The sequence below is a fragment of the Vibrio gallicus genome, assembly GCF_024346875.1.
Classification (GTDB): domain Bacteria; phylum Pseudomonadota; class Gammaproteobacteria; order Enterobacterales; family Vibrionaceae; genus Vibrio; species Vibrio gallicus.
On the sequence record NZ_AP024871.1, the window covers coordinates 2392810 to 2408358 of the forward strand.

Consider the following 15549-nt stretch of genomic DNA (forward strand, 5'->3'; position numbering starts at 1 on the left):
TAGATGAAACTAAATATTCGAACTCCCAACACGCGCTGTTTTGGTATTAGGTGAATCCGCTGCTCTGTCGCCTTTCTCTATATTACACGCATTATTACGCGTATTAAAAAAGGCTCCAGCATTTCTGCTAGAGCCTTTAATAATGGCAGGGGTGGAGAGATTCGAACTCCCAACACGCGGATTTGGAATCCGCTGCTCTGCCAATTGGAGCTACACCCCTAAAACTGTGATTGAAGTCGATAATTTATCAGGCTTCAGATTCAGAAAAACCTCGCTTTGCGAGGTTATCTAAATAAGTGGCGGAGTGGACGGGACTCGAACCCGCGACCCCCGGCGTGACAGGCCGGTATTCTAACCAACTGAACTACCACTCCGCAGTGGTATCTTTTACTAAATAAAGTCTTAGCGTTGGTCGCTTTATTTAGTTTTGTTTCCAGATTATTCAATCTAAAAACGTAATTAAAGCCTGGCGATGTCCTACTCTCACATGGGGAAACCCCACACTACCATCGGCGCTACTGTGTTTCACTTCTGAGTTCGGCATGGAATCAGGTGGGTCCACAACGCTATGGTCGCCAAGCAAATTTTAAAATTCGGAAAGCTGCTTCTCTATAAAAGAGAGTTAAAAGTTTTTATCACACATTCAAAGTTCTTACTTTGAGTCCACAAAACCCCTTGGGTGTTGTATGGTTAAGCCTCACGGGCAATTAGTACAGGTTAGCTCAATGCCTCGCAGCACTTACACACCCTGCCTATCAACGTTCTAGTCTCGAACAACCCTTCAGGACACTTAAAGTGCCAGGGAAGACTCATCTCAGGGCTCGCTTCCCGCTTAGATGCTTTCAGCGGTTATCGATTCCGAACTTAGCTACCGGGCAATGCCATTGGCATGACAACCCGAACACCAGAGGTTCGTCCACTCCGGTCCTCTCGTACTAGGAGCAGCCCCCTTCAATCTTCCAACGCCCACGGCAGATAGGGACCGAACTGTCTCACGACGTTCTAAACCCAGCTCGCGTACCACTTTAAATGGCGAACAGCCATACCCTTGGGACCGACTTCAGCCCCAGGATGTGATGAGCCGACATCGAGGTGCCAAACACCGCCGTCGATATGAACTCTTGGGCGGTATCAGCCTGTTATCCCCGGAGTACCTTTTATCCGTTGAGCGATGGCCCTTCCATTCAGAACCACCGGATCACTATGACCTGCTTTCGCACCTGCTCGAATTGTCATTCTCGCAGTCAAGCGGGCTTATGCCATTGCACTAACCACACGATGTCCAACCGTGTTTAGCCCACCTTCGTGCTCCTCCGTTACTCTTTGGGAGGAGACCGCCCCAGTCAAACTACCCACCAGGCACTGTCCTCATCCCCGATAAGGGGACTAAGTTAGAACATCAACACTACAAGGGTGGTATTTCAAGGACGGCTCCAACGATACTAGCGTACCGTCTTCAAAGCCTCCCACCTATCCTACACATGTAGGGTCAATGTTCAGTGCCAAGCTGTAGTAAAGGTTCACGGGGTCTTTCCGTCTAGCCGCGGGTACACTGCATCTTCACAGCGATTTCAATTTCACTGAGTCTCGGGTGGAGACAGCGTGGCCATCATTACGCCATTCGTGCAGGTCGGAACTTACCCGACAAGGAATTTCGCTACCTTAGGACCGTTATAGTTACGGCCGCCGTTTACCGGGGCTTCGATCAAGAGCTTCGACCGAAGTCTAACCCCATCAATTAACCTTCCGGCACCGGGCAGGCGTCACACCGTATACGTCATCTTACGATTTTGCACAGTGCTGTGTTTTTAATAAACAGTTGCAGCCACCTGGTATCTGCGACTCCTAGTAGCTCCATCCGCAAGGGACTTCACCGCCAAGAGCGTACCTTCTCCCGAAGTTACGGTACCATTTTGCCTAGTTCCTTCACCCGAGTTCTCTCAAGCGCCTTGGTATTCTCTACCCGACCACCTGTGTCGGTTTGGGGTACGATTTCTTATAATCTGAAGCTTAGAGGCTTTTCCTGGAAGCATGGCATCAATGACTTCACTGCACGTAGCAGCTCGACATCGTATCTCAGCGTTAAGAAAGTCCGGATTTACCTAAACCTTCCGCCTACATACTTGAACCTGGACAACCATCGCCAGGCCCACCTAGCCTTCTCCGTCCCCCCATCGCAATTATAAGAAGTACGGGAATATTAACCCGTTTCCCATCGACTACGCCTTTCGGCCTCGCCTTAGGGGTCGACTTACCCTGCCCCGATTAACGTTGGACAGGAACCCTTGGTCTTCCGGCGAGGGGGTTTTTCACCCCCTTTATCGTTACTCATGTCAGCATTCGCACTTCTGATACGTCCAGCAGCCCTTACAGACCACCTTCAACCGCTTACAGAACGCTCCCCTACCCCGCATACAAAAGTATGCAGCCGCAGCTTCGGTGTATAGCTTAGCCCCGTTACATCTTCCGCGCAGGCCGACTCGACCAGTGAGCTATTACGCTTTCTTTAAATGATGGCTGCTTCTAAGCCAACATCCTGGCTGTCTGAGCCTTCCCACATCGTTTCCCACTTAGCTATACTTTGGGACCTTAGCTGGCGGTCTGGGTTGTTTCCCTCTCCACGACGGACGTTAGCACCCGCCGTGTGTCTCCCGGATAGTACTCAATGGTATTCGGAGTTTGCAAAGGGTTGGTAAGTCGGGATGACCCCCTAGCCTTAACAGTGCTCTACCCCCATTGGTATTCGTCCGAGGCGCTACCTAAATAGCTTTCGGGGAGAACCAGCTATCTCCAGGTTTGATTGGCCTTTCACCCCTAGCCACAAGTCATCCGCTAATTTTTCAACATTAGTCGGTTCGGTCCTCCAGTTGATGTTACTCAACCTTCAACCTGCCCATGGCTAGATCACCTGGTTTCGGGTCTAATTCTAGCAACTCGACGCCCAGTTAAGACTCGGTTTCCCTACGGCTCCCCTATACGGTTAACCTTGCTACTAAAATTAAGTCGCTGACCCATTATACAAAAGGTACGCAGTCACGCTTCGAGGCGCTCCTACTGCTTGTACGTACACGGTTTCAGGTTCTATTTCACTCCCCTCACAGGGGTTCTTTTCGCCTTTCCCTCACGGTACTGGTTCACTATCGGTCAGTCAGTAGTATTTAGCCTTGGAGGATGGTCCCCCCATGTTCAAACAGGATATCACGTGTCCCGCCTTACTCGTTTTCACTTAAAATGCGTTGTCGGTTACGGGGCTATCACCCTATATTGCGAGACTTTCCAGACTCTTCACCTGACGCATTAAAAGCTTAAGGGCTAATCCAATTTCGCTCGCCGCTACTTTCGGAATCTCGGTTGATTTCTCTTCCTTCGGGTACTTAGATGTTTCAGTTCCCCGAGTTTGCCTCATTAACCTATGTATTCAGTTAATGATACGTGCTTATGCACGTGGGTTTCCCCATTCAGAAATCCCAGACTCAAATGGTTATTACTACCTAATCTGGGCTTATCGCAAGTTATTACGTCTTTCATCGCCTCTGACTGCCAAGGCATCCACCGTGTACGCTTAGTCACTTAACCATACAACCCCAAAGGGTCTTGCTTAACGCAATGCGTTTGCTACAACGCAGTATGACGTTTCCAAGGTGCGTTATCTCTTTATTATGAGCGAGATAACATTCGATTTTGCCGGACTCAAATTTGAATGCACTCTGGCAAGAGTACATTCCCAAGAACACTTGAATGTGTGTTGGTACCTACATCAATAAAGATATAGGATTTGAGAACTTTTAAATTTGAAAAATAATGAAATCACATTATTTATCGTCAGCTTTCCAAATTGTTAAAGAGCATGTATTTCTAAGCAATAAAGCTTTTGAAACCATTTTTAAAGACACTTAAAGCAAATGTACTTAAAGATGGTGGAGCTATGCGGGATCGAACCGCAGACCTCCTGCGTGCAAGGCAGGCGCTCTCCCAGCTGAGCTATAGCCCCATCTTGGTATTTTTTCTTAGACAAGGCAGATTTTGAGGCCGTGTACATCAGTACACAACGAAGAATCTAACGCAGTATAAGGAAAAATTGGTGGGTCTGAGTGGACTTGAACCACCGACCTCCCGCTTATCAGGCGAGCGCTCTAACCAGCTGAGCTACAGACCCAATTTTTCACAAAACAACACAAGTGTCATTTCGCAAAATACTCTCTTCACTTTCTAAACCATATCAATCTGTGTGGACACTCATCGTGAATAATCATCGTATAAGGAGGTGATCCAGCCCCAGGTTCCCCTAGGGCTACCTTGTTACGACTTCACCCCAGTCATGAACCACAAAGTGGTAAGCGTTCTCCCGAAGGTTAAACTACCTACTTCTTTTGCAGCCCACTCCCATGGTGTGACGGGCGGTGTGTACAAGGCCCGGGAACGTATTCACCGTAGCATTCTGATCTACGATTACTAGCGATTCCGACTTCATGGAGTCGAGTTGCAGACTCCAATCCGGACTACGACGCACTTTTTGGGATTCGCTCACCATCGCTGGCTCGCCGCCCTCTGTATGCGCCATTGTAGCACGTGTGTAGCCCTACTCGTAAGGGCCATGATGACTTGACGTCGTCCCCACCTTCCTCCGGTTTATCACCGGCAGTCTCCCTGGAGTTCCCACCATTACGTGCTGGCAAACAAGGATAGGGGTTGCGCTCGTTGCGGGACTTAACCCAACATTTCACAACACGAGCTGACGACAGCCATGCAGCACCTGTCTCAGAGTTCCCGAAGGCACTAAGCTATCTCTAGCGAATTCTCTGGATGTCAAGAGTAGGTAAGGTTCTTCGCGTTGCATCGAATTAAACCACATGCTCCACCGCTTGTGCGGGCCCCCGTCAATTCATTTGAGTTTTAATCTTGCGACCGTACTCCCCAGGCGGTCTACTTAACGCGTTAGCTCCGAAAGCCACGGCTCAAGGCCACAACCTCCAAGTAGACATCGTTTACGGCGTGGACTACCAGGGTATCTAATCCTGTTTGCTCCCCACGCTTTCGCATCTGAGTGTCAGTATCTGTCCAGGGGGCCGCCTTCGCCACTGGTATTCCTTCAGATCTCTACGCATTTCACCGCTACACCTGAAATTCTACCCCCCTCTACAGTACTCTAGCCTGCCAGTTTCAAATGCGGTTCCGAGGTTGAGCCCCGGGCTTTCACATCTGACTTAACAAACCACCTGCATGCGCTTTACGCCCAGTAATTCCGATTAACGCTCGCACCCTCCGTATTACCGCGGCTGCTGGCACGGAGTTAGCCGGTGCTTCTTCTGTCGCTAACGTCAAACGATGCAGCTATTAACTACAACGCCTTCCTCACGACTGAAAGTACTTTACAACCCGAAGGCCTTCTTCATACACGCGGCATGGCTGCATCAGGCTTGCGCCCATTGTGCAATATTCCCCACTGCTGCCTCCCGTAGGAGTCTGGACCGTGTCTCAGTTCCAGTGTGGCTGATCATCCTCTCAGACCAGCTAGGGATCGTCGCCTTGGTGAGCCATTACCTCACCAACTAGCTAATCCCACCTGGGCTAATCTTGACGCGAGAGGTCCGAAGATCCCCCTCTTTGGCCCGTAGGCATTATGCGGTATTAGCTATCGTTTCCAATAGTTATCCCCCACATCAAGGCATATACCCAGGCATTACTCACCCGTCCGCCGCTCGACGCCCAACAAATCACCCGAAGGGTCAATGTTGTCGTTTCCGCTCGACTTGCATGTGTTAGGCCTGCCGCCAGCGTTCAATCTGAGCCATGATCAAACTCTTCAATTAAAGTTTTGTTGCATCTAAGATGCGGCTCAATGAATACTGACTTCAAAACTGTCCTTACTCGAAAGTAAGAAGTAATTTTAAAGCTATTATCGTTCCAACAGAACGATAATGAATTGACTGTGCCAATGACTAAAAGTCATCGTTTTGGTCACTCAGTTCATTGATAAATCTTTTCGATTATCATCAACGAGTGCCCACACAGATTGATAGGTTTAAATTGTTAAAGAGCGCTGCTTTGAATGCCTTAGCACTTAAGCAGGACGCGTATAATACGCGACTGACTGTTAAAGTCAACATAAAACTCTAAATAAATTAGAACTTTATGGTGACTCGCTTCATTAGAAGCAAGTCTAACCTTTTGTCTTCACTTTTTAAAAAGTGAAAATAAATAGGAGCCTGGCGATGTCCTACTCTCACATGGGGAAACCCCACACTACCATCGGCGCTACTGTGTTTCACTTCTGAGTTCGGCATGGAATCAGGTGGGTCCACAACGCTATGGTCGCCAAGCAAATTTTAAAATTCGGAAAGCTGCTTCTCTATAAAAGAGAGTTAAAAGTTTTTATCACACATTCAAAGTTCTTACTTCGAGTCCACAAAACCCCTTGGGTGTTGTATGGTTAAGCCTCACGGGCAATTAGTACAGGTTAGCTCAATGCCTCGCAGCACTTACACACCCTGCCTATCAACGTTCTAGTCTCGAACAACCCTTCAGGACACTTAAAGTGCCAGGGAAGACTCATCTCAGGGCTCGCTTCCCGCTTAGATGCTTTCAGCGGTTATCGATTCCGAACTTAGCTACCGGGCAATGCCATTGGCATGACAACCCGAACACCAGAGGTTCGTCCACTCCGGTCCTCTCGTACTAGGAGCAGCCCCCTTCAATCTTCCAACGCCCACGGCAGATAGGGACCGAACTGTCTCACGACGTTCTAAACCCAGCTCGCGTACCACTTTAAATGGCGAACAGCCATACCCTTGGGACCGACTTCAGCCCCAGGATGTGATGAGCCGACATCGAGGTGCCAAACACCGCCGTCGATATGAACTCTTGGGCGGTATCAGCCTGTTATCCCCGGAGTACCTTTTATCCGTTGAGCGATGGCCCTTCCATTCAGAACCACCGGATCACTATGACCTGCTTTCGCACCTGCTCGAATTGTCATTCTCGCAGTCAAGCGGGCTTATGCCATTGCACTAACCACACGATGTCCAACCGTGTTTAGCCCACCTTCGTGCTCCTCCGTTACTCTTTGGGAGGAGACCGCCCCAGTCAAACTACCCACCAGGCACTGTCCTCATCCCCGATAAGGGGACTAAGTTAGAACATCAACACTACAAGGGTGGTATTTCAAGGACGGCTCCAACGATACTAGCGTACCGTCTTCAAAGCCTCCCACCTATCCTACACATGTAGGGTCAATGTTCAGTGCCAAGCTGTAGTAAAGGTTCACGGGGTCTTTCCGTCTAGCCGCGGGTACACTGCATCTTCACAGCGATTTCAATTTCACTGAGTCTCGGGTGGAGACAGCGTGGCCATCATTACGCCATTCGTGCAGGTCGGAACTTACCCGACAAGGAATTTCGCTACCTTAGGACCGTTATAGTTACGGCCGCCGTTTACCGGGGCTTCGATCAAGAGCTTCGACCGAAGTCTAACCCCATCAATTAACCTTCCGGCACCGGGCAGGCGTCACACCGTATACGTCATCTTACGATTTTGCACAGTGCTGTGTTTTTAATAAACAGTTGCAGCCACCTGGTATCTGCGACTCCTAGTAGCTCCATCCGCAAGGGACTTCACCGCCAAGAGCGTACCTTCTCCCGAAGTTACGGTACCATTTTGCCTAGTTCCTTCACCCGAGTTCTCTCAAGCGCCTTGGTATTCTCTACCCGACCACCTGTGTCGGTTTGGGGTACGATTTCTTATAATCTGAAGCTTAGAGGCTTTTCCTGGAAGCATGGCATCAATGACTTCACTGCACGTAGCAGCTCGACATCGTATCTCAGCGTTAAGAAAGTCCGGATTTACCTAAACCTTCCGCCTACATACTTGAACCTGGACAACCATCGCCAGGCCCACCTAGCCTTCTCCGTCCCCCCATCGCAATTATAAGAAGTACGGGAATATTAACCCGTTTCCCATCGACTACGCCTTTCGGCCTCGCCTTAGGGGTCGACTTACCCTGCCCCGATTAACGTTGGACAGGAACCCTTGGTCTTCCGGCGAGGGGGTTTTTCACCCCCTTTATCGTTACTCATGTCAGCATTCGCACTTCTGATACGTCCAGCAGCCCTTACAGACCACCTTCAACCGCTTACAGAACGCTCCCCTACCCCGCATACAAAAGTATGCAGCCGCAGCTTCGGTGTATAGCTTAGCCCCGTTACATCTTCCGCGCAGGCCGACTCGACCAGTGAGCTATTACGCTTTCTTTAAATGATGGCTGCTTCTAAGCCAACATCCTGGCTGTCTGAGCCTTCCCACATCGTTTCCCACTTAGCTATACTTTGGGACCTTAGCTGGCGGTCTGGGTTGTTTCCCTCTCCACGACGGACGTTAGCACCCGCCGTGTGTCTCCCGGATAGTACTCAATGGTATTCGGAGTTTGCAAAGGGTTGGTAAGTCGGGATGACCCCCTAGCCTTAACAGTGCTCTACCCCCATTGGTATTCGTCCGAGGCGCTACCTAAATAGCTTTCGGGGAGAACCAGCTATCTCCAGGTTTGATTGGCCTTTCACCCCTAGCCACAAGTCATCCGCTAATTTTTCAACATTAGTCGGTTCGGTCCTCCAGTTGATGTTACTCAACCTTCAACCTGCCCATGGCTAGATCACCTGGTTTCGGGTCTAATTCTAGCAACTCGACGCCCAGTTAAGACTCGGTTTCCCTACGGCTCCCCTATACGGTTAACCTTGCTACTAAAATTAAGTCGCTGACCCATTATACAAAAGGTACGCAGTCACGCTTCGAGGCGCTCCTACTGCTTGTACGTACACGGTTTCAGGTTCTATTTCACTCCCCTCACAGGGGTTCTTTTCGCCTTTCCCTCACGGTACTGGTTCACTATCGGTCAGTCAGTAGTATTTAGCCTTGGAGGATGGTCCCCCCATGTTCAAACAGGATATCACGTGTCCCGCCTTACTCGTTTTCACTTAAAATGCGTTGTCGGTTACGGGGCTATCACCCTATATTGCGAGACTTTCCAGACTCTTCACCTGACGCATTAAAAGCTTAAGGGCTAATCCAATTTCGCTCGCCGCTACTTTCGGAATCTCGGTTGATTTCTCTTCCTTCGGGTACTTAGATGTTTCAGTTCCCCGAGTTTGCCTCATTAACCTATGTATTCAGTTAATGATACGTGCTTATGCACGTGGGTTTCCCCATTCAGAAATCCCAGACTCAAATGGTTATTACTACCTAATCTGGGCTTATCGCAAGTTATTACGTCTTTCATCGCCTCTGACTGCCAAGGCATCCACCGTGTACGCTTAGTCACTTAACCATACAACCCCAAAGGGTCTTGCTTAACGCAATGCGTTTGCTACAACGCAGTATGACGTTTCCAAGGTGCGTTATCTCTTTATTATGAGCGAGATAACATTCGATTTTGCCGGACTCAAATTTGAATGCACTCTGGCAAGAGTACATTCCCAAGAACACTTGAATGTGTGTTGGTACCTAAATCAATAAAGATATAGGATTTGAGAACTTTTAAATTTGATAAATAATGAAATCACATTATTTATCGTCAGCTTTCCAAATTGTTAAAGAGCATAAAGCAAAAAGCTTTAATCAATAACCGAAGTCATTAATTAAAGCTCTGTTACTTTAACTAAAGTAAACCATCAATCTGTGTGGACACTCATCGTGAATAATCATCGTATAAGGAGGTGATCCAGCCCCAGGTTCCCCTAGGGCTACCTTGTTACGACTTCACCCCAGTCATGAACCACAAAGTGGTAAGCGTTCTCCCGAAGGTTAAACTACCTACTTCTTTTGCAGCCCACTCCCATGGTGTGACGGGCGGTGTGTACAAGGCCCGGGAACGTATTCACCGTAGCATTCTGATCTACGATTACTAGCGATTCCGACTTCATGGAGTCGAGTTGCAGACTCCAATCCGGACTACGACGCACTTTTTGGGATTCGCTCACCATCGCTGGCTCGCCGCCCTCTGTATGCGCCATTGTAGCACGTGTGTAGCCCTACTCGTAAGGGCCATGATGACTTGACGTCGTCCCCACCTTCCTCCGGTTTATCACCGGCAGTCTCCCTGGAGTTCCCACCATTACGTGCTGGCAAACAAGGATAGGGGTTGCGCTCGTTGCGGGACTTAACCCAACATTTCACAACACGAGCTGACGACAGCCATGCAGCACCTGTCTCAGAGTTCCCGAAGGCACTAAGCTATCTCTAGCGAATTCTCTGGATGTCAAGAGTAGGTAAGGTTCTTCGCGTTGCATCGAATTAAACCACATGCTCCACCGCTTGTGCGGGCCCCCGTCAATTCATTTGAGTTTTAATCTTGCGACCGTACTCCCCAGGCGGTCTACTTAACGCGTTAGCTCCGAAAGCCACGGCTCAAGGCCACAACCTCCAAGTAGACATCGTTTACGGCGTGGACTACCAGGGTATCTAATCCTGTTTGCTCCCCACGCTTTCGCATCTGAGTGTCAGTATCTGTCCAGGGGGCCGCCTTCGCCACTGGTATTCCTTCAGATCTCTACGCATTTCACCGCTACACCTGAAATTCTACCCCCCTCTACAGTACTCTAGCCTGCCAGTTTCAAATGCGGTTCCGAGGTTGAGCCCCGGGCTTTCACATCTGACTTAACAAACCACCTGCATGCGCTTTACGCCCAGTAATTCCGATTAACGCTCGCACCCTCCGTATTACCGCGGCTGCTGGCACGGAGTTAGCCGGTGCTTCTTCTGTCGCTAACGTCAAACGATGCAGCTATTAACTACAACGCCTTCCTCACGACTGAAAGTACTTTACAACCCGAAGGCCTTCTTCATACACGCGGCATGGCTGCATCAGGCTTGCGCCCATTGTGCAATATTCCCCACTGCTGCCTCCCGTAGGAGTCTGGACCGTGTCTCAGTTCCAGTGTGGCTGATCATCCTCTCAGACCAGCTAGGGATCGTCGCCTTGGTGAGCCATTACCTCACCAACTAGCTAATCCCACCTGGGCTAATCTTGACGCGAGAGGTCCGAAGATCCCCCTCTTTGGCCCGTAGGCATTATGCGGTATTAGCTATCGTTTCCAATAGTTATCCCCCACATCAAGGCATATACCCAGGCATTACTCACCCGTCCGCCGCTCGACGCCCAACAAATCACCCGAAGGGTCAATGTTGTCGTTTCCGCTCGACTTGCATGTGTTAGGCCTGCCGCCAGCGTTCAATCTGAGCCATGATCAAACTCTTCAATTAAAGTTTTGTTGCATCTAAGATGCGGCTCAATGAATACTGACTTCAAAACTGTTCCTTACTCGAAAGTAAGAAGTAATTTTAAAGCTATTATCGTTCCAACAGAACGATAATGAATTGACTGTGCTCTTATCGGTCTTTACTTTTAAAAAAGTAAAATAAAACAGCTCAAGGCTGCACCCAATTTGATTTTGGTCACTCAGTTCATTGATAAATCTTTTCGATTATCATCAACGAGTGCCCACACAGATTGATAGGTTTAAATTGTTAAAGAGCGTTACTTTCGAGGCTTACCTCTCAAGTGGACGGCCATTCTAGCGATTTGAGCCTCAGTGTCAAACACTTTTTGAATTTAATTTCGAAGAGAACCTAAACTCAAATGACTCGGCTAGTTAGCCTACTGAATCACGTTGAAGCGTTGTGCGCTCTACCGTGTCAGTGAGGCGGCATTATAGAGACTTTCATCACACTGGCAAGTGCTTTTTTGAATTTATTTCGCAACTGCTCGAATATACACCAGATCTAATATTTCAAACAAAAATAAGTAAACATCTACATATAATTGGAAAAAATTATGAGGACAGCATAATATCTATGTGTCTGTTTTGTTACTGAATTTCACAACACATCATCAATGTAATGAGTCCAAACTTATGAACCCAAAAAAATCTCAATTACTTATCCTAGTATTATTAGTCCTAGGATTTATTCTTTTCACCTTTTTAGGCGGCAGCGCTAATATTGCCTTCGCTATAGGTGTAGCCTTAACAGCATTAGTGCTATGGCCACGAAGCACTGAAGAATACGAACAGGAAACCGACCTTGCACCCACAACTGGCACTACCTTATATGTAGGTAACCTTTCTTATAAAGCTAATGAGGCGGATGTTAAGTCTCTCTTCGAACAACACGGTCACGTTAACGGGGTTCGTTTAATGAAAGATAAACGAACTGGTAAACGTCGTGGTTTTGGATTTGTAGAGGTTTCAGAAGAGAGCGTTGATGCAATGATCAGCGCCTTAAATGAATCTGAATACATGCAACGTACAATTAAAGTCCGTGTGGCAAACGAACCTAAACATCCAGCAGAGGATGGATCTTAAGTGAGCTAAATCCAATTTTGGTCAGCGACGCCTGCAATCTAGCCTTAGATTCAGGCTCGCTGGTACAATAAATATTATATTTAGGGTTTTCGTCACCCACAGCATCTCCTAACAAGAACTCTACTCGACGAGCTATTGCTTCTCCTGAATCCACCAGCACAACCTTATCCCCCATCACCTGAGTAATTTCTTCTTTCAATAACGGGAAATGAGTACATCCAAGGACAGCAACGTCAATATTGCCATTCAATGGTTCGAGTATCCCTGCCAGCTCTTTTAAGTCTACCGGGATGTTTCTGAGTTTATTTTCTGCCATGTCCACTAGCGCTGTACTGCCTAATAGGTGTACATCAGTATCGGTCGCAAAGCTTTTTATTAACTGATGAGTATATTGGCGAGTGATAGTTGCTGGCGTTGCGATTAGACCGACACCAATATGCGCTCGTTGGGAAGCCGGTTTGATTGCAGGTACAACCCCGACTACAGGTATAGATAGTAATTGTCGTAGAGCGGGTAAAACAACCGTACTGGCTGTATTACACGCAATAACCACTAAGTCGATGTCATATAATGCTACAAATTGCGAAACATAACGGCAAGTTCGAGATATCAGCTCATCTTGGGCTAACTCTCCATACGGGTATGCTTGATTATCAAATATATAGGTACAATTCACCCGTGGCAGTTTAGCTTTGATGTCATGAAACACCGACAAACCGCCTACACCCGAGTCAAACATTAAGATAGTTGCTTTTGACATACGATACTGTCACTTACCAAATTCGCAGTGCGCGCTACTTTATCAAAAATCAAAAGTTAATCATCTACTATTATGAATAGGAATACTCGCACCACTCAATAATTAGGTATAGAATCTGCGCCTATTTCAGTCAATTAGGAAAAATGAATGTCGATTCCTCACACTAGTTCTGATTCTTATCAGTTGCAACTTGAAGATAAGAAACAACGCCTGCAAGAAATGTTTTCTGACTATGACATGCCTTCACTAGAGGTATTCTCCTCTGCAGAGCAGCATTATCGTATGCGCGCAGAATTTAGAGTTTGGCATGAAGACACCGATCTATACTACGTCATGTTTAATCAGGAAACTCGCGAGAAATATCGAGTAGACCAATTTCCTGTAGCAAGTCGTATTATCAATGATCTAATGCCCCGTTTGATTGAAGCGATAAAAGACAAACCTTTACTGCGAAATAAACTGTTTCAGGTTGATTTCCTTTCGACTCTAAGTGGGGAGATCTTAGTTTCTCTTCTTTATCATAAGAAAATCGATGAGGAGTGGACAGCACAAGCAACCATGCTCAAGCAGCTTCTAAATGAAGAAGGCTTTAACCTAAACCTAATTGGCCGAGCACGAAAAATGAAAGTGGTGCTTGATAGGGATTACGTAATCGAAAAACTGAATGTCTTCGACCGTACTTATACCTATCAACAAGTCGAAAATAGCTTTACGCAGCCTAACGGCCTAGTTGCTGAAAAAATGCTGGAGTGGGCCGTTGATTGTACCCGTAACTCTAAAGGCGATCTGCTTGAGCTCTATTGTGGTAACGGCAACTTCTCCCTTGCTCTAGCACAAAACTTTAACCGCGTACTTGCTACCGAATTGGCTAAGCCATCAGTTGATTCTGCTCAATTTAATATCAAAGCAAATAATATTGAGAATGTTCAGATTATTCGCATGTCTGCGGAAGACTTTACTCAAGCAATGGAGGGAGTACGCACATTTCGTCGTCTAACTCAGGCTGGAATCGATCTTACTACCTATGATTGTAATACTATCTTTGTTGATCCACCGCGCTCAGGTATGGATGAAGGAACTTGTAAGATGGTTCAAGGCTACGAGCGTATTCTTTATATCTCCTGCAACCCTGAGACTTTAAAAGATAATCTAGAGATCCTCGGCCAGACTCACAATATTACTCGCTTTGCTCTATTTGACCAATTCCCATATACCCACCATATGGAAGTGGGGATCTTACTAGAAAAAAAGTAAGCTAATAATTAAGGCGAGGTAATAGCCTCGCCTATTGAGGTTTAGCTCTTCTTACTGAAGTACCCCAATCGGTTACCAATCCAAATCAGTAGAACCATAGTAATAATTATGGCAAAAAAGTTAGTACCAGCTTCTGGATACTGCGCCTTAATAAATGCAGAGTGGCCAAAAAAGCCAATACATAAACTTGCCAATCCAAGCATCGGCAGGTCTTCAGTAACTGGCGACTTCAAGTATTGCTGATAGATCGCTTGAATTGATAGTACTAGACAGATTATTGGAAAAATTGAAAACGAAAAACCAGGTACTGTAAAACTGGCACAAAAAGCACTAATACTCATACCACTAATCAAAGCAAATAGAAGTGACTTTTTATCTGAGCTAAAGGATTCTTTTGTATTAGACATTGTTTCCCCTTTGATTTAATCATTGTTGTTTGAGAAATCACTCATAGCATGTGCACCGAGTGACAACATACGAACCTGAACCACCAGTCTATGGCCTCGCTCTTTTCTTAGCTCTGGATCCAAATCCAGTAGTTCTGCACCTGAGCTAAATACTAAGGTTACCATTGCCTCGGCTTGCAATAATGCCAGCTTATGAGACAGCCCTTGAGCGCACAAATAGTCTGCTAACTCTGTAATAAAAAATTGTATTTCACGAGCAACAGCAGACCTAAATTCTACCGATATCCCTGAACGTTCTCTTAACAGCAGCCTAAAAATATCCGGATTTATATCTATAAACTCTAGTAGCGTTTCTATCGATGTTTTAATAACACTTCGATCTTCTTGTATTCGCTCACGAGCACGACGCATCAATTGACGAAGCAGTAATCCGGCTTCATCAACCATAACCAGACCCAATTGATTCATGTCGGTGAAATGTCGATAAAATGACGTAGGTGCTATTCCAGCCTCTCTGGATACCTCTCTAAGACTTAGACTTGAAAGACTTCTCCCACAAGAAAGTTGACCAAACGCAGCTTCGATAATCGCTCGCCGTGTTTTCTGTTTCTGCTCTGCTCTAACGCCCATATCTTCACTATTAAGAATATCGCCTTGGTTAATTAAGCCTAATTAGAATCAGCTTTGCAAACACTCCGTCATTACAAAGTGATCTTTATTGTGAAGCTGTCCACTTACTCGACGCGTGCTTGTTTACCAAAACGTACAATTCTCTAAA

At 46.9% G+C, this 15549-nt stretch carries 5 protein-coding genes, 4 tRNA genes and 6 rRNA genes; 2 read left to right on the plus strand and 13 right to left on the minus strand.

The window, feature by feature from the left end; genetic code table 11:
* Positions 1-143: 143 nt before the first annotated feature.
* From OCU28_RS11165 to OCU28_RS11210, 10 genes are all read right to left on the minus strand, one after another.
* Positions 144-220, minus strand: a tRNA-Trp gene (locus tag OCU28_RS11165).
* A 77-nt stretch (positions 221-297) separates the two neighbouring features.
* Positions 298-374, minus strand: a tRNA-Asp gene (locus tag OCU28_RS11170).
* A gap of 90 nt (positions 375-464) precedes the next feature.
* Positions 465-580 (minus strand): 5S ribosomal RNA (gene rrf, locus OCU28_RS11175).
* Between the two features lie 106 nt (positions 581-686).
* Positions 687-3576: ribosomal RNA gene (locus tag OCU28_RS11180) — 23S ribosomal RNA — on the minus strand.
* A 339-nt stretch (positions 3577-3915) separates the two neighbouring features.
* A tRNA-Ala gene (locus tag OCU28_RS11185) sits at positions 3916-3991 on the minus strand.
* Positions 3992-4079: 88 nt separating this feature from the next.
* A tRNA-Ile gene (locus OCU28_RS11190) sits at positions 4080-4156 on the minus strand.
* Positions 4157-4257: 101 nt separating this feature from the next.
* Positions 4258-5810 (minus strand): 16S ribosomal RNA (locus OCU28_RS11195).
* A 394-nt stretch (positions 5811-6204) separates the two neighbouring features.
* Positions 6205-6320, minus strand: a 5S ribosomal RNA gene (gene rrf / locus OCU28_RS11200).
* Positions 6321-6426: 106 nt separating this feature from the next.
* Positions 6427-9316, minus strand: a 23S ribosomal RNA gene (locus OCU28_RS11205).
* A gap of 381 nt (positions 9317-9697) precedes the next feature.
* Positions 9698-11250, minus strand: a 16S ribosomal RNA gene (locus OCU28_RS11210).
* Together the 16S, 23S and 5S rRNA genes with 4 tRNA genes alongside form the textbook arrangement of a ribosomal RNA operon.
* A gap of 650 nt (positions 11251-11900) precedes the next feature.
* Here OCU28_RS11210 and OCU28_RS11215 point away from each other — a divergent pair.
* Complete coding sequence (locus tag OCU28_RS11215) at positions 11901-12350, plus strand: RNA recognition motif domain-containing protein (RefSeq protein ID WP_261816243.1); 450 nt, start codon at positions 11901-11903, stop codon at positions 12348-12350.
* Here OCU28_RS11215 and murI read toward each other — a convergent pair.
* On the minus strand, positions 12322-13110 hold the full coding sequence (murI, locus tag OCU28_RS11220; RefSeq protein WP_261816244.1) for a glutamate racemase: 789 nt from the start codon (positions 13108-13110) through the stop codon (positions 12322-12324). The two genes, OCU28_RS11215 and murI, sit on opposite strands and share 29 nt — an antisense overlap.
* Positions 13111-13257: 147 nt before the next feature.
* Between murI and trmA the strand changes: the two genes are divergently transcribed.
* The gene (gene trmA, locus OCU28_RS11225; RefSeq protein WP_261816245.1) at positions 13258-14364 is read left to right on the plus strand and encodes a tRNA (uridine(54)-C5)-methyltransferase TrmA; all 1107 of its coding nucleotides are present in this window, start codon (positions 13258-13260) and stop codon (positions 14362-14364) included.
* A 41-nt stretch (positions 14365-14405) separates the two neighbouring features.
* On the opposite strand, the gene OCU28_RS11230 is transcribed toward trmA, so the two are convergent.
* Both OCU28_RS11230 and fabR read right to left on the minus strand, forming a co-directional pair.
* Positions 14406-14771 carry a YijD family membrane protein gene (locus OCU28_RS11230; RefSeq protein ID WP_261816246.1) on the minus strand — a complete coding sequence of 122 codons (366 nt, stop codon included), beginning with the start codon at positions 14769-14771 and terminating at the stop codon, positions 14406-14408.
* A 15-nt stretch (positions 14772-14786) separates the two neighbouring features.
* Entirely contained in the window at positions 14787-15401 is a 615-nt protein-coding gene (gene fabR, locus OCU28_RS11235) for an HTH-type transcriptional repressor FabR (protein WP_261816247.1), read from the minus strand.
* Between the last annotated feature and the right edge of the window lie 148 nt (positions 15402-15549).